The sequence below is a fragment of the Pseudofrankia sp. DC12 genome (assembly GCF_000966285.1).
Classification (GTDB): Bacteria; Actinomycetota; Actinomycetes; order Frankiales; family Frankiaceae; genus Pseudofrankia.
In genome coordinates, this window is record NZ_KQ031391.1 from 370,810 (window position 1) to 389,136 (window position 18,327).

General features: G+C 75.0%; 16 protein-coding genes and 1 pseudogene. 11 read left to right on the forward strand and 6 right to left on the reverse strand.

All coding sequences use genetic code 11. The annotated features are described in order from the left end of the window. The first annotated feature begins 200 nt into the window (after positions 1–200). The 6 genes from FRADC12_RS01475 to cas6 all read left to right on the forward strand — a co-directional run bounded on the left by FRADC12_RS01475 (position 201) and on the right by cas6 (position 5,972). Positions 201–1,379: a mycofactocin-associated electron transfer flavoprotein alpha subunit gene (locus FRADC12_RS01475; protein WP_232303540.1), complete on the forward strand. Its 1,179-nt coding sequence runs from the start codon at positions 201–203 to the stop codon at positions 1,377–1,379. Beyond that, positions 1,372–2,760: an FAD-dependent oxidoreductase gene (locus tag FRADC12_RS01480; RefSeq protein WP_232303541.1), complete on the forward strand. Its 1,389-nt coding sequence runs from the start codon at positions 1,372–1,374 to the stop codon at positions 2,758–2,760. Before FRADC12_RS01475 ends, FRADC12_RS01480 begins: the two co-directional genes overlap by 8 nt. Beyond that, entirely contained in the window at positions 2,757–3,206 is a 450-nt protein-coding gene (locus FRADC12_RS34740) for a ferredoxin family protein (protein ID WP_198152751.1), read from the forward strand. Before FRADC12_RS01480 ends, FRADC12_RS34740 begins: the two co-directional genes overlap by 4 nt. A gap of 3 nt (positions 3,207–3,209) precedes the next feature. Further along, positions 3,210–4,283 carry a mycofactocin-associated electron transfer flavoprotein beta subunit gene (locus tag FRADC12_RS01490; RefSeq protein ID WP_045875255.1) on the forward strand — a complete coding sequence of 358 codons (1,074 nt, stop codon included), beginning with the start codon at positions 3,210–3,212 and terminating at the stop codon, positions 4,281–4,283. A gap of 111 nt (positions 4,284–4,394) precedes the next feature. Continuing rightward, the gene (locus tag FRADC12_RS01495) at positions 4,395–4,790 is read left to right on the forward strand and encodes a DUF2267 domain-containing protein (RefSeq protein ID WP_045875256.1); all 396 of its coding nucleotides are present in this window, start codon (positions 4,395–4,397) and stop codon (positions 4,788–4,790) included. Positions 4,791–5,045: 255 nt separating this feature from the next. Then, entirely contained in the window at positions 5,046–5,972 is a 927-nt protein-coding gene (gene cas6, locus FRADC12_RS01500) for a CRISPR system precrRNA processing endoribonuclease RAMP protein Cas6 (protein ID WP_045878929.1), read from the forward strand. 46 nt (positions 5,973–6,018) lie between these two features. Here cas6 and FRADC12_RS01505 read toward each other — a convergent pair whose 3' ends face one another. Continuing rightward, positions 6,019–9,057: a helix-turn-helix transcriptional regulator gene (locus FRADC12_RS01505; protein WP_045875257.1), complete on the reverse strand. Its 3,039-nt coding sequence runs from the start codon at positions 9,055–9,057 to the stop codon at positions 6,019–6,021. A gap of 73 nt (positions 9,058–9,130) precedes the next feature. Next, positions 9,131–9,415, reverse strand: coding sequence for a hypothetical protein (locus tag FRADC12_RS01510; RefSeq protein WP_157488663.1), 285 nt, complete (start codon positions 9,413–9,415; stop codon positions 9,131–9,133). A gap of 460 nt (positions 9,416–9,875) precedes the next feature. Here FRADC12_RS01510 and FRADC12_RS01515 point away from each other — a divergent pair, with 460 nt between their 5' ends. The 3 genes from FRADC12_RS01515 to FRADC12_RS01525 are packed head-to-tail and all read left to right on the forward strand — an operon-like array spanning position 9,876 to position 12,574. Further along, entirely contained in the window at positions 9,876–10,829 is a 954-nt protein-coding gene (locus tag FRADC12_RS01515; RefSeq protein ID WP_045875259.1) for an ABC transporter ATP-binding protein, read from the forward strand. Continuing rightward, entirely contained in the window at positions 10,826–11,665 is an 840-nt protein-coding gene (locus FRADC12_RS01520; RefSeq protein WP_045875260.1) for an ABC-2 transporter permease, read from the forward strand. Before FRADC12_RS01515 ends, FRADC12_RS01520 begins: the two co-directional genes overlap by 4 nt. Positions 11,666–11,713: 48 nt before the next feature. Next, a complete protein-coding gene (locus tag FRADC12_RS01525; protein ID WP_045875261.1) occupies positions 11,714–12,574 on the forward strand; it encodes an ABC-2 transporter permease family protein in 861 nt (286 codons plus the stop codon). Positions 12,575–12,676: 102 nt separating this feature from the next. Here FRADC12_RS01525 and FRADC12_RS01530 read toward each other — a convergent pair. Beyond that, positions 12,677–13,474: pseudogene (locus FRADC12_RS01530) on the reverse strand (DMT family transporter); the annotation flags it as partial. A gap of 221 nt (positions 13,475–13,695) precedes the next feature. Continuing rightward, positions 13,696–14,625: a proline dehydrogenase family protein gene (locus FRADC12_RS01535; protein ID WP_045875262.1), complete on the reverse strand. Its 930-nt coding sequence runs from the start codon at positions 14,623–14,625 to the stop codon at positions 13,696–13,698. A gap of 162 nt (positions 14,626–14,787) precedes the next feature. Here FRADC12_RS01535 and FRADC12_RS01540 point away from each other — a divergent pair, with 162 nt between their 5' ends. After that, positions 14,788–15,303: a hypothetical protein gene (locus tag FRADC12_RS01540; RefSeq protein WP_232303542.1), complete on the forward strand. Its 516-nt coding sequence runs from the start codon at positions 14,788–14,790 to the stop codon at positions 15,301–15,303. A 234-nt stretch (positions 15,304–15,537) separates the two neighbouring features. Here FRADC12_RS01540 and FRADC12_RS01545 read toward each other — a convergent pair whose 3' ends face one another. Further along, positions 15,538–15,873, reverse strand: coding sequence for a hypothetical protein (locus tag FRADC12_RS01545; RefSeq protein WP_045875263.1), 336 nt, complete (start codon positions 15,871–15,873; stop codon positions 15,538–15,540). Positions 15,874–16,019: 146 nt separating this feature from the next. Between FRADC12_RS01545 and FRADC12_RS01550 the strand changes: the two genes are divergently transcribed. Continuing rightward, positions 16,020–17,153, forward strand: a complete 1,134-nt coding sequence (locus FRADC12_RS01550) for an IS630 family transposase (RefSeq protein WP_045878932.1) — start codon at positions 16,020–16,022, stop codon at positions 17,151–17,153. 49 nt (positions 17,154–17,202) lie between these two features. Here the strand turns inward: FRADC12_RS01550 and metX are convergent, their stop codons facing one another. Further along, positions 17,203–18,285 (reverse strand): homoserine O-acetyltransferase MetX, encoded by a 1,083-nt coding sequence (gene metX, locus FRADC12_RS01555; RefSeq protein WP_045875264.1) that lies wholly within the window; start codon positions 18,283–18,285, stop codon positions 17,203–17,205. Between the last annotated feature and the right edge of the window lie 42 nt (positions 18,286–18,327).

Genomic DNA, 18,327 nt, shown 5'->3' on the forward strand with positions numbered 1-18,327 from the left:
CCGCCGATCGGCCAGGCACCCCGGGAGTGAGCGAGCGGAGTGGTCGTCCGAGGCGGACCTCCGAGATCGGCTTCGCCGATCCCGCAGGAACCCCGGAGGACGGCCGCGAGCAGGGATCCCCGTTCGGCGCGGATGCGACGAACGGGGGGGCGATGAGTGAAGCGACGGAGCGAACTCGGGACGCTGTGAACGAGGGCACAATGACGGAGATGATCTCCGAGACCGAGCTGCAGACCAGCCAGACCGGCTCCACCGACCCGGCAGCAACGCCGGCCACGGCGGCGGCTGGTGAGGCGGCCGCGCCCGCCATCGCAGGAACCGTCGCGGTCGTGGTGGCCCGTGGCGGCGCGGTGCCGCCGGGCGGCGCCGAGGCCGCGGCGGAGGCCGGCGGACGGGCGCTCGTCGTCGGCTCCGGGGCCGCCGAGGCAGCCGCGGCGCTGCACCGGGCCACCGGGGGCGGGCCCGCGACCGAGGTCTGGTGGGCCGACACCGGGCTGGGGCTGCGGGCCGGCGCCCTGGCCGGGTCGCTCGCACAGCTGCTCGCGGCCGCGGATCTCCTCGTGCTGCCCGCGTCCGCCGACGGGCGCGACCTCGCGCCACGGCTGGCGGCCGTGCTCGACGTGCCGCTGCTGGCCGGTGCCGTCGCGGTGGCCTGTTCCCCCGACGGCGAGGTCCGCGCCGAGCTGGCCCGGATCGACGGGCGGCTGCTCGCGACGGCGACCTGCGCCGCGCCGGCCGTCGCCACGTTGCTGCCCGGTGCCCGGGCCGTCTACGACGGCCTGGCGCAGGCTCCCGGCCCGGCCACGATCCCGGCGCAGCCGGCCGGCGGCCCGGCGGCCGTCACCCTCCCGCCGGCCCCGTGCGGGACTCTCGACGTCGAGGTGCTGGAGGTGCTGGAGCCGGACCCGGCGACGATGGACCTCGGCGAGGCGCGGCGCGTGCTCGGCGGCGGCGCCGGGCTCGTCGCCCGGACCGGCGCGCTCGCGAACGTGGCCCCGGCCGCGGCGTTCGAGCTGCTCGCCGGTGTCGCCGCGGCGCTCGGGGCCTCGGCCGGGGCGACCCGGGTCGTCACCGACGCCGGCTGGATGAGCTACGACCGCCAGATCGGCACCACCGGCGTCACCCTCGACCCGGAGCTGTACCTGGCCTTCGGGGTCTCCGGCGCGAGCCAGCACACCGGCGGCCTGGGCGCACCCGGCCACGTCGTGTCCGTCAACACCGACCCGAGCTGCCCGATGACATCGATGGCCGACCTCGGCCTGGTCACCGACGCGGGCGGCCTGCTCGCCGAGCTGGCCCGCCGGCTCGGCGTCCCGCTCCCGGCCGGCGTCGACGCCGCCGCCGTTCCCGACCCGCGTGGGGAGGCCACGAGTGCCTGACGAGCAGCTGCCCGGCGCCGGCGCGCGGCCCTGGCACGCGGGGCCGGGGAACACCCCGGGCTCGCCCGTCGCCGACCAGGCGCCCGACGTCGACGTGATCGTCGTCGGCGCCGGCCCGGCCGGCGCGGCGGCGGCGCTGACGGCGGCCCGCGCGGGCGCCTCGGTGGTCCTGCTGGAGCGCGGCCCGTTCCCCGGGTCGAAGAACGTCTACGGCGGCGTCATCTACGGCCGGATCCTCGACGAGGTGCTGCCGGGCTGGTGGGAGGAGGTGCCGGTCGAGCGCTGGGTGGTCCGCCGCTCCACCATGATCCTCACCCCGACCCAGGCACTCACCGTCGACTTCCGCACCCAGGCCTGGGCCGGCCCGCCCTACAACGGCATGACCGCCTACCGGGCCGACTTCGACAGCTGGCTCGCCGCCAAGGCGACGGCGGCCGGGGCCCGGCTGGTCACCTCGACGGTCGCGACCGGGCTGCTGCGCGACGCGGCCGGCAGGGTCGTCGGCGTGCGCACCGACCGCGCCGACGGCGAGCTGCGGGCCAAGGTCGTCATCGCGGCCGACGGCGTCAACTCCTTCCTGGCCAAGGAGTCCGGCCTGCTGCCGAAGGCCGACCCGACGCACCACACGCTGGGCGTCAAGGAGGTCCTGTCGCTGGGGCGCGAGGTCATCGACGAGCGGTTCGGCCTGCGCGGCCTCGAGGGCCTCGACATCGAGATGCTCGGCAACACCCGCGGCATCCCGGGCGGTGGTTTCCTCTACACGAACAGCGACACGGTCAGCATCGGCGCGGTGCTCGCCCTGCCGGGGCTGGCCGCCGCGAAGGTGCGGCCCGAGGAGATCATCGCCGGCCTGAAGGCGCATCCGGCGATCGCGCCCTACCTGCGCGGCGCGACAGTCAAGGAGTACGCGGCGCACCTGATCCCGGAGGGCGGCTACGACCACATGCCGCCACTCGCCCTTGACGGGCTGCTCGTCGCCGGCGACGCAGCCGGGATGACCCTGGCCGCCGGCATCTGGCTGGAGGGCGTGAACTTCGCGCTCGGCTCCGGGCTGGTCGCGGGCAGGGTCGCCGCCGAGGCCGCCGCGGCGGGCGACGCGTCGAAGAAGCGGCTCGGCGCCTACCGCGCCCAGCTGGAGAAACAGTTCGTCCTGGCCGACCACAAGCGGCTGCGCGACGCGCCGGAGATCATCCTCTCGGAGCGGATCCAGCGTCGCTACCCGGGCCTGATGGCCGACCTGGTCGAGAGCCTGTTCACGGTCACGAACCCGCAGCCGAAGCCGGGCGCGCTCGCCCTGCTGCGCCGCGCGGCGAAGCGCAACGGCGTGAGCCTGCGCGAGCTCGCCAGCGACGGAATGAAGATCGGAAGGGTGTTCCGTTGAGCCGCTTCGGGTTCCGAAAGGCCGCGGCGGCCGACGCGGGCGCCGTCCCCGCGGCCGCGCCGGCGGTACGCCCGGCCGTCCCGGCACCGACCCCGCTGGCCCCGACGACCGTGGCGGCCCCCGCCCCGGCGGACCCGCCAGCCGCCGCGGCGGGCCAGCGGTACGGCGACCTCGCGTTCGACGACCGGATGGCGACGGTGGACTTCCGGGTCGCCGAGCGGGCGCACATCGTCGTCGACTCCGACGTCTGCCGGTCGTGCACCACCCGGGCCTGCGTCACGGCCTGCCCGGCGAACCTGTTCGCCCCGACGTCCGACGGCGGCATCCTGTTCAACTACGAGCAGTGCTTCGAGTGCGGCACCTGCTACCTGGTCTGCGACGGCGAGGGCGCGATCACCTGGACCTACCCCGACGGCGGCCATGGCGTCGTCTTCCGCCAGGGCTGAGGGATGAACGTGCACACGAACGAACCGTCCGACCTCCCCGCGGCCGCGCTGGCCCTGGTGCCGGCCCAGGGCGGCGCTGCCGATGAGCCGCTGGTCGTGGTCTGCCTGCGGGTGGCCGACCTGCGGCCCGAGGTCGACCCGCTGACCGGCGCGCTGACCCAGTCCGCGCACGGGGCGGGGCTGTCGGCCGCGGACGAGGCGGCCCTGGAGCGGGCACTGACGATCGCCGCGGCCTGGTCGGGCCGGGTGCTGGCACTCGCCGCCGGGCCGCCGATCGCGGCCGCGGCACTGCACGCCGCCGCGGCGCTCGGCGCCCTGACGCTGCGGGTCGCCTGGCCGCCCGCCGATCCCGCGGCGCACGGCGGCCCCACCCACAGCGGCCCGGCGCACGGTCATGGCGGGCCCGACCACCGGGACCCCGAGCCGTTCGGCCCGGCGGCCGGCTACCTCGCGGACGTGGCCGGCGACACCCGCGCGCTGGCCGCCGCGCTGGTCGACGCGATCAGGACGGTCGGGGAGCCCGCGCTGGTGCTCTGCGGCGGCCACTCCCCCGACCGCGGCACCGGCGCGCTGCCCGCGCAGCTCGCGCACGCCCTCGGCGCCGCGCAGGCACTCGGCCTCGTCGACCTGCGCGTCGAGCGCCCGAACGAGCCCCAGCTTCCCGGGGAGGCCCAGGCGCCCGGCGAGCTCCGGCTGCTCGGTGAGCGCCGGCTCGACGAGGGGCGCCGCGAGCGGCTGCGGATTCCGACGCCGGCGGTCTGCTCGGCCGAGGCGGCCGGCGTCCGGCTGCGGCGCGCGTCGCTGCCAGCGCTGCTCGCGACCGGTGACGCGGCGGTCCCGGTGGTCGAACCGGCCGGCGCGGCGGGCGCGGTCCTGGTCGAGTCTGTCCGCGCGTACCGGCCGCGTACCCGGGTGGTCGAGCCGCCGGCCGGCGCGACGCCCCGGGACCGGCTGCTGGCCCTGACCGGCGCGCTCGTCGCGCACGAGCCCCCCACGATCGTCGGTCCGGCCACCGCCGCCGAGGCGGCCGACGCCCTGCTGGCCTACCTCGCCCGCGCCGGCTATCTGACCGGCTGACGGCGCCGTGGCCTGGGGTTTTGTCCCCGAGGCCGCGGGGATGGCCCTTAGTTGTCGGCTCCGGGCCAGGCGGACGCGGGGCCAGGTCCGCGAGCCGAGAGGGTGCCAAGCATGAAGCAGGACGAGCTTGTGTCCGCGATCCGCGCGACCGGTGGCTTCGTGTCGGGGAGCCAGGCCGAGATGGCGGCCCGAGCCACCCTCACGGTCCTCGGGGAGCGGCTCTCCGGCGGCGAGACCCGAGACCTCGCCGCCCAGCTGCCCGCCGCGTTCGCCGAGGCCCTCCCGCCGGTCGGCGCCGGCGAGCGGTTCGACGTGAACGAGTTCTACCGGCGGGTCGCCGCGATGGAGGGCGACTCGTGCACGGCGCCCAAGGCTCGTCGCCACGCCCGCGCGGTCGTGGCCGCGCTGAAGGCGAGCGTCTCGCCGTCGGAGTTCGAGGACGTCGCGGCCCAGCTGCCGGGCGACTACGCCGACCTGATCGGCCGCGAACCTGTGATCCACTACTGATTCCGGTGACCCCGTCGGGCGGCCGTAACGGAGCCGTCGTCGCTGGTTAAATTTCGGCCTATAGCCTTTCTTTGGGGCCGCTAACCGCCCAGTGGGACGAAACGGTCGTTCTCCTTTGAAAATCGGTTTCGATGTCTTCTCACGGTGACCCCGACCACAGCGTCGACGACGCGGTCGGCTACGCTCCCCGCCTGCGGGGCGACGGATCGTAGAGGGCCGGTCGCCGACCGTGCGGGACCGATGGCGGAGGCCCGGATGCCGTCGATGCTTGTTCTCCGGTTGGCGGGCGCCATTCCGGACATCGCCCCACGCTGGCTGCTCGGCGCGGCCAGCGCGATCTGCGAGCCGAGCGCCGCCGAGGCGCTCACCCAGGCCCGCCCCTTCAGCGTGGCCGCCGTCGTGCCGGTCGCCGTCGAGGACACCCGGCCGGAGATTCCCCAGGCCGGCAACGCGCCTGTTCAGCCGGACGCGGACCGCGGCGGCGCCGGCCAGCGGAACACGGACCGCTCCGAGGTCCCGCGCGCCGTGCTCGGGGCGTCCTGGCGGCTGGGCTGGCTGGACGACGACGCGCTGCCACCGGGCTGGCCACCGGCCGAGGCCCGGTTCGGCTCCCAGGTCCGGACCGTGCTCGGCGCCGAGCTGCGCCGCCGGTCCTACGCCGAGCTGGCGCAGGGAACACCGGCCCGGCACGCCCGGCTGACGATGACCACCCCGACCTTCTTCGCCCGGGACGGCCGCGACCTGCCGCTGCCGGACCCGGCGCTGGTGATCCGGGGCCTGCTGGCCCGGTGGAACAGCTACGCGCCCGGCCCACTGCGGATCGGCGCGGACGACGCCCGGGCGCTCGTCGACGCCGTCTACCTCGACGGGATGTGGGGCGCGAGCGCCGACGTCGAGCTGGGCCATGGCCTGCGCCAGACCGGTTTCGTCGGCCAGGCCGACCTGCGGCTGCTGGCGGCCACGTCCGACTACATCGCCACGATGTTCACCGCGCTCACCCGGTTCGCCGCCTACGCGGGGGTCGGCGCCCGCACCGCCTACGGGTTCGGCGCGGTCGACGTCGACGTCGTCGAGGTGCCCGTCCCGCGCCGCCCGGCGCCCGCGGCGAACGGGCCGCGCCGGGCGGGAACGCTCACGCCCACTCGGCCGCCCCGGCTGACCGCCTGGGGCCCGCTGGACTGAGCCCGCGGGAGCGGCCCACCGGCTCGGTCACGGGCCGGCCGCGGCGTCACACGGCGCTGGACCGGACCCGGTCGAACAGGTGAAGCCGGTGGGCGACCGCGGCCGCCTCGCCGCGGGTGGCGACGCCGAGCTTGCCGAGGATGTTCGAGACGTGCGTGCTCGCCGTCTTGCGGCTGATGAACAGCGCCGAGGCGATCTGCGGGTTGGAGCTGCCCGCCGCGACGAGCCGGAGCACCTCCAGCTCCCGAGCGGTCAGGCCGAGCGGCAGCTCGTCCCCGGCGCAGGACTGCCCTCCGGTCTCCCCGGCCGCCAGCCCCTCGCCCCGATCTACCGGGCCAGACAGCACGACCCGGGCGGCGACGGCGAGCTCGGCCAGCTCCCGGCGCAGCAGGTGGGCGCCCAGCTCGTCGGCGATCGCCGCGGAACCGCGCAGCTCGGCCGCGGCCGCGGCCCGGTCGCCGACAGCGAGCAGCGACTCGGCCAGGCCACGCAGCGCGCAGGCGCGCTGGTAGGTCACCCCGAGCGCGCCCCAGGTCTTCGCCGCGCTCGCCCAGGCGCCCGGATCCCCGCCGCCCTGCGCCCTGGCCAGCTCACCGGCGACCGTCGCGCGGTAGGCCTCGCCGCTGGGGTAGCGCTCGAACGGCAGCTGGGCGGCGATCTCGGCGAGCTGGCTGGCGCCGTCGAGCGCCCGCCGCAGCCCCTCGGCGTCGCGGCGGACCCTGGCGACGACCGCGGCCTCGGCGGCCGCCGCCATGCCGGCAGCCAGCAGCGGCGCGACGTAACGCACCACGTCCGGCAGCTCGAACTGCGCGAGCGTCTCGAGCACCCGGGCGGGCACCGCACCGGGGTCGCCGCGCCGCAGCTCCAGCTCGGCCCACAGCCGGGTCGACGGCAGCACGTACTGACAGTCGACGAACCGCTTCGCACGCAGGCTGTCGGCCGTGGCCAGCGCGGCGGCGGCCTCGTCGAGCCGGTCCCGGACGAGGGCGACCTCGCCGCGCAGCCCGCTCAGGAACATCGCGTTGATGCCGACCGGCACCAGCTCCGCCTGCTGGGCCAGCATCCGTTCGGCGTCGGCCCAGCGGCCCGCGCCGATCATGGCCTCCACCACGTTGCCCGCGATGATCATGCTGGCCCGCTCCTGGCCGAGCCGCCTGGCCAGGCGCAGGCCCTCCTCGCCGACGAGGATCGCCTCGTCGAACCGGCAGGCACCCAGCCAGGTGTCGGACTCGATGGTGTAGCTCGCGAGAATCAGGTCGTCGGCGCCCAGCTCGACGGCGATCTCCCGGCCGCGGCGCGCGTCCACCGGCTCGCTCCAGACCGCGGCCAGGCAGTCCGAGATCAGCAGCGCCGACGCCTCGGCCCGGCGGGCCCCGGTCGCCCGGGCGACGGCGAGCGCCTCGTCCATCGCGGCCTGGCCGGCGGCCCGCCGCGGCACCGTCGAGAACGCCTTGCCCAGGGCGACGAGCACCGTGGCGCGCGCCGGCGTCGGCGGGTCCGCCGGCACCAGCCGGACCGCCTCCTGCGCCTCGGGCACGCCGTCGGAGCGGCCCAGCTTGCGCTGCAACTTGCTCTGCTCGGTCAGCACCAGCGCGAGCCGCACCGGGTCGCCGAGCCGGCTGGCCTCGACCCGCGCCCTGGCCAGCAGCTCGTCCTCGCGGCGCAGCTCGCCGGCGGTCCGCGCGGCCAGGATCGCGGCCTCCAGGATGGCGAGGCGGTCCTTGCCGGTCAGCGCGCCCGGGTCCGCCACCTCGTCCCAGCTCGCGAGCGCCCGCTCGTAGTGGCGCAGCGCCTCGGCGTAGGCGTAGGAGCATTCGGCGGCCTCGGCCGCGTGCAGCAGCGCGGGCAGGGCCCGGACGTGCTCGTGGGCCGAGTACCAGTGATAGGCCACCGTCGCCGCGGCCTGGGCCGGGCCACCGACCAGGGACGGGTCCGCCTCGACCGCCTGCGCGTAGCGGCGGTGCAGGTGCATGCCCTCACCCGGCAGACCGTCGTGGTGCAACGCGTCGCGGGTCAGCGCGTGCCGGAACGCGTAGCCGCCCGCGCCCTGGTCGACCAGCAGCACCCCCGCGGAGACGGCCGTCCGCAGCGCCTCCCAGACCTGCTCGTCCGACAGCCCGGCGACCACGGCGAGCAGCCGGTGGTCGACCCGCTGGCCGCCGGCCGCCGCGACCCGCAGCAGGTCGCGCGTCGCGGCCGGCAGCGCGTCGACCCGGGCGAGCAGCGCGTCTCGCAGGGTGGGGCTGATCACGACCCCGAGGCTGCCGGTCTGGGAGGCGGCGACGACCTCCTCCACGAAGAAGGCGTTGCCGTCCGAGCAGGCCAGGATGTCGTCGACCAGGCCGTCCGGCGCGGCGGCGCCCAGGATCGCGCCGACCAGCTCCGCGACCTCACCGCGGCCGAACCGGTCCAGCTCGACCCGATCGACCCAGCGCGTCCGCTCCCGCCCCGACGGCGCGGCCCAGCGCAGCCGCTCGGCCTCGGCCAGGAAGGTCCGCAGCGGGTGGCCGGGGCCGACCCCGTCGGCCCGGTAGGTGAGCACCAGCGTCACCCGGGAGCCGCGCACGTTGCGCAGCAGGAACGCGGCGAGCGCCCGGGTGGACTGGTCCGCCCAGTGCAGGTCCTCGATCACGAACAGGACCGGCCGGGCGGCGGCGAGCGCCTCCAGCAGGCCGAGTACCAGGTCGAACAGCCGCCCGGAGCTGTGCGCGTCCTCACCGGGCGCCGGCGGCGCGCCGCGGCCCAGCTCCGGCAGCAGCCGGGCCAGCTCGTCGCGCCGGTCGCCGACGAGCCCGACCAGGCCGTCTGGCCCGAGCTGGCGGGCCAGCCCACGCAGCGCCTCGACCACCGGCGCCAACGGCAGCCCGTCGCCCTCCAGCTCGACACAGCCGCCGATCAGCACGGTGTGCCGGGCCTCGCCCGCCCGGGCGATCAGCTCCTCGACGAGGCGGGTCTTGCCGACGCCGGCCTCGCCGCCGACGATGACGGCCGCCCCCTCGCCAGCCTCGGCCCGGCGCAACGCGTCGTCGAGCCGGCCGAGCTCGGCAGCGCGGCCCACGAACACGGGGCTGGCCAGTGGGGTCATGCCCTCTAGTCTGGCCTCAAGGTGTGACAACTCCACTCGTTTTTTCCGGTTGGCGAAGCCGGGTCCGCGAGGCTCAGCCCCGGCGCCGGCTCGCCGACCGTCCCCGCCCGGCCCGGTCGGACTCCGGATCGTCGGGGTACACGTCGTCGGGGCCGAGCGCGGGCGGCCGGCGCGCCGGGGCGTCGTCGGCCTCCCGGGCCTCCCGGGCCTCCCGGGCCTCCCGGGCCGCGCGGGCCTCCCGGGCCGCGCGGGCCTCCCGGGCCGCGGTGGAGGCCCGCCGCAGGTCCTCGGTGTGCTCCCGCCCGGCCGCTTCCATGATCTGCCAGGACCACATGCTGGTCACGTCCTCTCGCGCCACCCGGCGCGTATCTCGGTGCTGTCGTCGCGTAACCCACGATCACCGTCGGACGGGGCCTCCGGCATCGGGCAGCTGCCCGATTCGCCCTCGGACGCCTGCCCGATTCGCGGCCCGGCCCGGCCCGGAGCCCGGCACGGCCGAGCTGTCGAGTTCCTGACAGGCCTCGGCGGGCCCGGCCCGCGGCGGCGCGGCGCCGGCCGCCGCGGGCCGGCACCCACCGGGCCGCTGACCTGTGGTGACGCGGCGATAACCCAGACCGCACCGCCGCCAGGGGCGCACCCGGGCGCTCCGGTGCCGACGCGGCGTCATCGGATGGCCATGTCATCGTCGGCCTGTCGCAACCCGGCGCCGCCGGAGCCGCGGCGATGTGGTCCTAAGGTGGACGGGACGGGCAACCGTTCGAACCGCTACGCCGTTCGAATCGCAATGCGTTGAGGGGACGGAAGACCGAGGTGGCCGGATGATCGAGGCGCGTGGCCTGACGAAGCGGTACGGCAGCAAGACGGCGGTGGACGACCTGACGATCACCGTCCAGCCCGGCGTCGTCACCGGGTTCCTCGGCCCCAACGGTGCCGGCAAGTCCACGACGATGCGGATGGCGATCGGCCTCGACCGGCCCACGAAGGGCACGATCACCGTCAACGGCAAGGCCTACCGCGACTTCGCCGCGCCGCTGTGCGAGGTCGGCGTGCTGCTGGAGGCCAAGGCCGTGCACACCGGCCGGTCGGCCTACAAGCACCTGCTCGCGGTCGCCCAGACCCACGGCATCCCGCGCCGCCGCGTCGAAGAGGTGCTCGGCCTCGTCGGGCTCACCGAGGTCGCCGGCAAGCGGGTCGGCGGCTTCTCCCTCGGCATGGGCCAGCGGCTGGGCATCGCCTCGGCGATGCTCGGCGACCCGGGCGTGCTGATCCTCGACGAGCCGGTGAACGGCCTCGACCCCGAGGGCATCCGCTGGATCCGCACCCTCCTGCAGGCGCTCGCCGCCGAGGGCCGGACCATCTTCGTCTCGTCCCACCTGATGAGCGAGATGGCGCTGACCGCCACCCACCTCATCGTCGTCGGCCGCGGCAGGCTCATCGCGAACACCACCGTCGAGGACTTCATCCGGCAGGCTTCGGGCGACCTGGTGCACGTCCGGTCGCCCGAGGCGGCCCGGCTCGGCGAGGTGCTCGCCCGTGACGGCGTCACCGTCACCACCAGCGGCCTGGACACGCTCGACGTCAACGGCCTGACGGCCCAGCAGATCGGCGAGGCCGCGTTCGCCGCGAGCGTCCCGGTCTACGAGCTCACCCCACGCCAGGTCTCGCTCGAGGACGCGTTCATGGACATCACCAAGGACGCCGTCGAGTACACCCACGGCCAGCCGCCGGGGCAGCGCGTCTCGGCCGCCACCTCCACGGGAGCCCACGCGTGACCGCCAGTACCGCCGACGCCGGCCCGGCCACCGTCCGGGGCGCCGGCTTCCACGGGACGGCCAAGGTCACTCTCCCCCGGATCCTGCGGTCCGAGTGGACGAAGCTGACCTCGTTGCGCTCGACCGTGTGGACGCTGCTGGCCGCCGTCGTGGTCACGATCGGGTTCGGCCTGCTCATCAGCGCGATCACCGTCGCGGACTTCCACCACTCCGCGAACCCCGACGACCTCAAAGACCCGGTGATGACGAGCCTGGTCGGCGGGTACTTCTCGCAGATCGCCGTCGGCGTGCTCGGCGTGCTGCTGATCACCGGCGAGTACTCGACCGGGATGATCCGCACCTCGCTGGGTGCCATCCCGCACCGGGCGCCGATGCTGGCGGCCAAGGCGATCGTGTTCGGGGTGACGACCTACGTCGTCTCACTGGCCGCGATCCTCGTCGCGTTCTTCGGCGGCCAGGCGATCCTTAACCAGATCCACGCCGGCGTCTCGATCGGGGACCCGAGCGTGGTGCGGGTGCTGCTCGGCGGGGCGTTCTTCGTCATGACGATCGGCCTGCTCGGGATCGCGCTCGGCACCCTGATCCGCAGCACCGGCGGCTCGATCGCCGCCCTGCTCGGCCTGATCTTCGTGGTTCCGATCGTGACCAGCTTCCTGCCCGGCCGCTGGGGCGACATCCAGAAGTTCATCCCCAACAACGCCGGCGGCGCGCTCGTGACCATCGGTGATCGCGGCAGCGACCTGCTGTCCCCGCTGGGCGGCTTCGTCGTCCTGCTGGTCTGGCTCGCCGTCGGCCTCGGCTCGGCCACCTTCGTGCTCCTGCGGCGCGACGCCTGACGGCCGGCGCCACCCGCACGCGTTAGTCATCCCGCTGGAAGGACAGGCATGACCGCCACGCCTGAGGCGTCCCCCGTCGCGGCGCCGGTCGCGGGCGTCCGCGCCCCGGTTGATTTCCACCGGACCGCGCGGGTGACGATCCCGCGGGTGGTGCGGTCCGAATGGACCAAGCTGACGTCGCTGCGCTCCACCGTCTGGACGCTGCTGGCTGCGTTCGTCGTGACGGTGGGCCTCGGTGACCTGATCTGCTGGGCGGTCGTCGCGCACTGGGACAAGGCCAGCCCGCAGGACAAGATCACGTTCCAGCCGGTGCTGCAGAGCCTGACCGGGGCCTACTTCTCGCAGATCGCGATCGGTGTGCTCGGCGTGCTGCTGATCACCGGTGAGTACTCGACCGGGATGATCCGCACCTCGCTCGGCTCGGTTCCCCGCCGGCTGCGGGTGCTGTTCGCCAAGGCCGCCGTGTTCGCGGTGACGAGCTTCGCGGTCGCGTTCATCGCGGTGCTCGTCGCGTTCTTCACCGGGCAGGCGATCTTCGCCCACAAGCACATCGGCGTGGGCCTCGGCTACCCGGGCGCCGTACGGGTGCTGTTCGGTGCCGCGTTCTTCGTGACGGCGATCGGCCTGCTCGGCCTCGCGCTCGGAACGCTGCTACGCAGCACCGGCGGCTCGATCGCGAGCCTGCTCGGCCTGGTCTTCGTGGTGCCGATCATCACGAACTTCCTGCCTGGCCGCTGGTCCCGCATCCACGAGTACATCCCCGACGGCGCCGGCCAGGCCCTGGTGACCATCACCAGGGCGCCCGGCGACGAAGTGCTCCCGCCGCTCGCGGGCCTGATCGTGCTGCTGGTCTGGCTCGCCGTCGGCCTCGGCGCCGCGGCCTACACGCTGGTCCGCCGCGACGCCTGACCCGGCGAAGAGCTCCTCCCCGAGGTGATGGCTTGGGGGGATGCCGCGGGCGAGGCCCGCGACGCCGATGGCGACCAGCACGCCGGCGAGCGCCACGCCGGCCAGCCGGGGGGCGCCCGTCGGCGCGGGCACGCCGTAGACGAGCACGGCCAGCACGTAGGACACCACCGGGTTGGTGATGTTCATGCCCGTGATCGCGGCGGCGAACGGCCCGGTCGCGAACGCCGTCTGGCCGGTGGCCATGCCGCACAGCATCGAGGTGACCAGCGCGTAGAGGTACCAGCCGCGGAGCAGCGCGGCCGGGCCGGCGTCGACGAGCAGGCCGGCCGAGCGCTTCAGCAGCACCGCGGTCAGGGCGAAGCAGAACCCGGAGGCGACCCCGAGCAGCCCGGCCCGCGCGGCCAGCCGTCGGCCCAGCGAGGCCGAGGTGGCGAGGAGCGCCGCCGCCGCGGCGACGAGCACCACGATCATGGCGAGCAGCCGGCGGTCGTCGAGCCGCTCGTCCACCGGCGGCCGGCCGTGCACGACCAGCAGGACGGCGAGCCCCGCGCACACCGCGCCCGCCGAGCACCAGGCGCCGGCCGGCATCCCCCGGCCCGACCGGCGGGTGCCGAGGGACAGGGCGAACAACAGCTGGGTGACGACCAGCGGCTGCACGATCGACACCGAGCCCAGGTACAGTGCCGAGGCCTCGACGACGAACCCGCAGACGTTGGTTCCCCAGCCGGCCAGCCACCACGGGTCCCGGACCAGCGCGAGCAGCAGGCCGACGCCCGGGACCGCCCGGGCGAGCGCGGACGAGCCCGGCCCGTCCTGCCGCGTCGCGGCGTGCTGCTGCAGGACGGCCGAGCAGGCGAACAGGAAGGCGGCGACGAGGCTGAGCGCGACGACGATCAACACAGCTGGGGACTCGCACCGGCGGCGGATGCCGCGCCGTCAGCGCCTCGCATGGCGGTCACGATAGGCGGGAAACGTCGCCCCCGGTCATCATTCGGGCGACCCGGACGTGAAGGTCAGCGGGCAGGCTGCCGAACGCGGTCGGGCGCGAGGCGCCACCTGACGGCACCGGCGAGCTCAACCGGTTGCCGACGCCGCATCGAGGCGCGTCCGGAACGGACGGCTCAGGCGCGGCTGCGCAACGCGCGCAGGAAGAGGGCGAGGTTGGCGGGACGCTCGGCCATCCGGCGCAGCAGGTACGGATACCAGTCGGGCCCGTACGGCAGGTAGACCCGGACCTGGGCGCCGCTGCTGGCGAGGCGCAGCTGCTCGTGTGGGCGGATCCCGTGCAGCAGCTGGTATTCGAAGCTGCCGGCGGCCCGTCCGTGCTCCTCGGCCAGCCGCGCGGCCAGCGCCAGCAGGCTCGGGTCGTGGGTGGCCACCATCGGGTAGCCGTCGCCGGCCATCAGGATCCCCAGGCAGCGGGCGTACGCCGCGTCGGCCTCGGGCCGCCGCGTCCAGGCGACGTCGCGCGGCGCGCGGTAGGCGCCCTTGCACAGCCGCACCCGCGCGCCGGCGACGGCGAACCGCCGGCAGTCGTCCTCGGTGCGGCGCAGGTAGGCCTGCAGCACGGCCCCGGTCGCCGGGTGGTCGCGACGCAGGTCGGCGAGCAGCCGCAGCGCCGGCTCGACGCTGGTGTGCTCCTCGGCGTCGAAGGTGACGGTCGCGCCCAGCGCGGCTGCGCGGGCGCAGATCTCGGCCGCGTTCTCGTAGCAGATCTTCCATCCGCCGCACGGGATCAGCCGGCCGAGCGCCGAGAGCTTGACCGACACGTCCAGCCCGCCGGCCAGCCCCGCGTCCTCGGCGAGGTCGAGCAGGCCCAGGTAGGCGGTCGTCGCCTCCCGCGCGTCGGCGAGGTCGGCACCCCGTTCCCCGAGCCGGTCGACGGTCGCGCGGATCCCCTCGCCGGCCAGCTCCCGGACGACCGCCAACGCGTCGAGCGGCCGTTCACCGGCTACGAACCGGTCGACGACCCGGCGCGTCACCGGCGTGGCGACCACGAGCTCGCGCGCTCGCGCGCTGCGCGAGGCCGCGAGCAGCACCCGACGGATCATCCGACGCCTCCTCTGGTGATACACAGCAAGCTTCGGGCACGTCACCCGCCGCGTCCATTCGGCGAAATGATTTCTGTCTAGTTACATCGAGACCACATTTCGATGACGACATGCCCATTCGACGGGCCATGACGTCCCATAGAGATCACTAAATTACACTCCGTGAATAAGGGGACAGCCACACCGCCCGACGCGCGCCATCGCAGCCGGACGGGCCGCCGGGCCGCCGAGATCGCGGTGGCCGCCGCCGTCGCCGCGTCCTGCGGAGCCACCATCGGCCCGGCCACGCCGGCCCTGGCCGGCGGCTCCCCGGGCCCTTACTGCGCCGGCAGCGCCCGCACCGACATCCCGGCGGACGGCCCGGCCGCGGCAGGAAGGGCCGCCCGGGTCGAGGGCGGCTTCTACGCGATGACCGGCCTCTACTGGCCGCCGACGACGGCGATCCTGTGCCAGGAGCCCCCGAGCACCCACCACCCGCTGTTCCGCGCCGGCCGGGGCGGTTGCGCCACCGGCACCCTGCCCTTCCTCATCCCGAACGACCTCGGCCCCACCGTCGCCGGATCGCCACCCCTCTGGGGCACATTCCTGCCGCCCGGCTGGTACTACCTCGGCAACGACGCCCCGCCCGGCTGGTCCGACCTCTGCTGGGCCGCGACCAGGCCGGCAGCCACCAGCTAGGACGTTCCAGCCCGCCCGGCGCGACCTAGCCGAGCCGACCAGCCGCGCCTGGTCGGTATCCGCAGCCGCTGCCGCGCGACTGGCCGGTCATGATCGCCGGTTGCGCAGAGATAAAAGGTGCACATTGGACAGCGAACGCCGGTTCCCCCTACGCAGTTCGCGATCATGGTATCCGGGGACAACCACTAGTGCAGCACCTCAATAGTTCCTTGCTGTGAGCGTCCGGATTGATCGTTACTTCTGGTAGTCGGTGAGGTGGACGAGGGCGGCGGTGTCGTACGCCTCGGTGGGCGATCCGATCCGGCTGCCGGTGACGAGTACGGCCGGGGTGTAGCTCTCGGTGGCCGGGTCGTAGAGGGCGAACGCCCAGGCGTCGCCGCCGAGGTACTCGATCCGGCAGAGCCGGATCTGTTCGTCGTGTTCGTCGCCCTCGCCGGCCCAGGCGCTCAGGTACCCGGACCCGCCGCGCCAGCGGATCGTGATCTCCTGCAGGGTTGGGTGGGTCTGGGAGGCGTGGTGGTCGACAGTCCCCTCGACGAGGTCCTTGAGGCGTTTGGCCGGTACGGGCATGCCACCAGTGTGGGCTGCCTCCGATGCCGTGATGGGATCACGTCCGTGGCCGGTTTGCCAGGGGCCGCTGCCCGCGGCTCACCGCCTGCCCCCGGTGAGCGGCCCGCGGGCCTGTGATCTGGGGCTTGTGGAGCGGTGAGCAGCTGATGGGCCCTGGTCGGCGGACGGTCGCCGAGGCGATGACCGTCAAACGGCGCAGGAAGATCGACCAGATCCTCGCGGCGGGTAGCAGCGAGGCGCGCCTCGTGCGGCGGGCGCGGATCGTGCTGCTCGCCGCCGGTGGGGCGGGCCCCGCAGAGATCGCGCGGGTGTCGGGCTGTTCGCTGCCGACGGCCCGGGTGTGGCCGGCACGGTTCGCCGCGCGCGGGATCCCGGGCCTGTTCGACCGGCCACGGCCGGGCCGCCCGCCGGTGCATGGCCCGTCGGCCAGGCTCGCGGTCGTGGCGACCGCGACCTCGTTCCCGCCGTCCGGGGCGAGCGTCTGGACGCACCGGACGCTGGCCGGCCATCTGGCCGGCCGCGGCCTGCGGGTCTCGCCGGCGACCGTCGGGCGGGTCCTGGCCGAGGCCGAGGTCCGCCCGCACCGGGTCCGCGGCTGGCTGCACCGGGCCGACAACCTCGACTTCTGGCGGCAGGCCGGCGAGGTCTGTCGGCTCTACCTCGACGGGCCCGCCGAGGGCACGCTGCTGCTCTCGGTCGACGAGAAGACCGGGATCCAGGCCAAAAGCCGCAGGCATCCCGAGATCCCGGCCAGGCTGGGCCGCGACGCGCGCCGCGAGTTCGAGTACGTCCGCCACGGCACCGTCTCGATCCTCGCGGCGATGGACGTGTTCACCGGACAGGTCCTCGCGCACCGCATCGGGCGCAACGACTCGCGGACGTTTCTCGACATCCTGGTCACCCTCGACCAGTGCACCGCCCCTGATCTGCGGATCCACCTGATCCTCGACAACGGGTCCAGTCACACCTCGGCCGCGACCCGGGCCTGGTTCGCCGCGCACCCCCGGTTCACGGTGACCTACACGCCCAAGCACGCGAGCTGGTTGAACATGGTGGAGCAGTGGTTCGGGGCACTGACCCGCAGGCTGCTACGCCGCGGCGACTTCACGAGCCGCGAGGACCTCGAACAGCAGATCATCGACTTCACCCTCGACCACAACACGACCGCCACGCCCTACCAGTGGCGCTACGACGCCGAAGCCGAGCACGCCCGCTACCTCGACCGCCACCCCGCCCCGCAACCGCAGCCCGCCACCGACGCCCTGCCGACCGCCGCCTGACATCACTTATCGTCACCAGACGCCGGAAAGGAACTACTGAGGCGCTGCACTAGACGTCGAGTGCCGCCGCCACCACAGACCCGATCTGGTCGTTCTCAAGTAGGAACCCGTCGTGCCCGTAGGGCGAGCGGATCACCGTCGGCCCCGCGGCGCCGGCCCAACCGGCGAGTTCACGCTGCAGGTAGAGCGGGTAGAGGCGGTCCGAGTCGACCCCGGCGACCGTGAGCGGGACCGGGCAGGCGGCCAGCGCGACGGCGGCCCCGCCTCGGCCCCGGCCGGCGTCCTGGGTCATCATCGCCCGGGTCAGCGTCACGTAGCTGCCGGCGTCGAAGCGGCGCCCGAGCTTGGCCGCGTGGTGGTCGAGGTAGGAGGCGACGGCGAACCGGCCGTCGGGCTGGACCCGGTTGGCGAACCGGGCCGCGAGCTCCGGCTCGCTGCGGTAGCTGAGCTGGCCCAGCCGGCGGGCCAGGCCGAGCCCCGCGTGCGGGCCCCCACCCGGCGGGACGTCGTGGTAGTCGCCGCCGCGCCAGCCGGGGTCGAGCGTGATCGCGGTGAGCTGGGCGGCGTAGAGGCCGATCTGGTCGGCGGTCGCCGTCGCCCCGCACGCGATCACGACCGCGCGCTCGACCCGCTCCGGGAAGGCCACCGCCCATTCCAGCGCCCGCATGCCACCCATCGACCCGCCGAGCACGGCGGCCCACCGCCCGATCCCGAGGGCCGCGCCGAACGACGCCTCGACCCGCACCTGGTCGGCGATGGTGATCTCCGGCCACCGGCTCCCCCACGGCGCACCGTCCGGGGCCACCGAGGCCGGGCCGGTCGTCCCCTGGCAGCCGCCGAGCACGTTGGGGCAGACCACGTGGAAGCGGTCGGTGTCGATCGGGCGGCCGGGGCCGATCAGCGCGTCCCACCAGCCCGCGCTCGGATGCCCCGGCCCGGCGGGCCCGGCCGCGTGGCTGTCACCGGACAGCGCGTGCGCCGCCAGCACCGCGTTCGCGATCCGGCCGGCGGGGTCACGCCGTGGCCGCCCCCACGTCTCGTAGGCGACGGTCACGGCGGGCAGCGTCCCGCCGAGCTCCAGCTCGACGGGACCGTCGAGCACCACGAAACGGCGCCGGCCGGCCGGGTCCACCCCGGAACGCCACGCGCCCGAGGCCGGGATCGGCTCGGCCTG

Excerpts from the sequence above, each read along its gene's own strand:
- FRADC12_RS01495 (WP_045875256.1), top strand. The coding sequence starts at position 4,395 with ATGAAGCAGGACGAGCTTGTGTCCGCGATCCGCGCGACCGGTGGCTTC.
- FRADC12_RS01490 (WP_045875255.1), top strand. The coding sequence starts at position 3,210 with ATGAACGTGCACACGAACGAACCGTCCGACCTCCCCGCGGCCGCGCTG.
- FRADC12_RS01515 (WP_045875259.1), top strand. The coding sequence starts at position 9,876 with ATGATCGAGGCGCGTGGCCTGACGAAGCGGTACGGCAGCAAGACGGCG.
- FRADC12_RS01505 (WP_045875257.1), bottom strand. The coding sequence starts at position 9,057 with ATGACCCCACTGGCCAGCCCCGTGTTCGTGGGCCGCGCTGCCGAGCTC.
- FRADC12_RS01545 (WP_045875263.1), bottom strand. The coding sequence starts at position 15,873 with ATGCCCGTACCGGCCAAACGCCTCAAGGACCTCGTCGAGGGGACTGTC.
- FRADC12_RS01525 (WP_045875261.1), top strand. The coding sequence starts at position 11,714 with ATGACCGCCACGCCTGAGGCGTCCCCCGTCGCGGCGCCGGTCGCGGGC.
- FRADC12_RS01475 (WP_232303540.1), top strand. The coding sequence starts at position 201 with ATGACGGAGATGATCTCCGAGACCGAGCTGCAGACCAGCCAGACCGGC.
- FRADC12_RS01550 (WP_045878932.1), top strand. The coding sequence starts at position 16,020 with ATGGGCCCTGGTCGGCGGACGGTCGCCGAGGCGATGACCGTCAAACGG.
- FRADC12_RS01535 (WP_045875262.1), bottom strand. The coding sequence starts at position 14,625 with ATGATCCGTCGGGTGCTGCTCGCGGCCTCGCGCAGCGCGCGAGCGCGC.
- cas6 (WP_045878929.1), top strand. The coding sequence starts at position 5,046 with ATGCCGTCGATGCTTGTTCTCCGGTTGGCGGGCGCCATTCCGGACATC.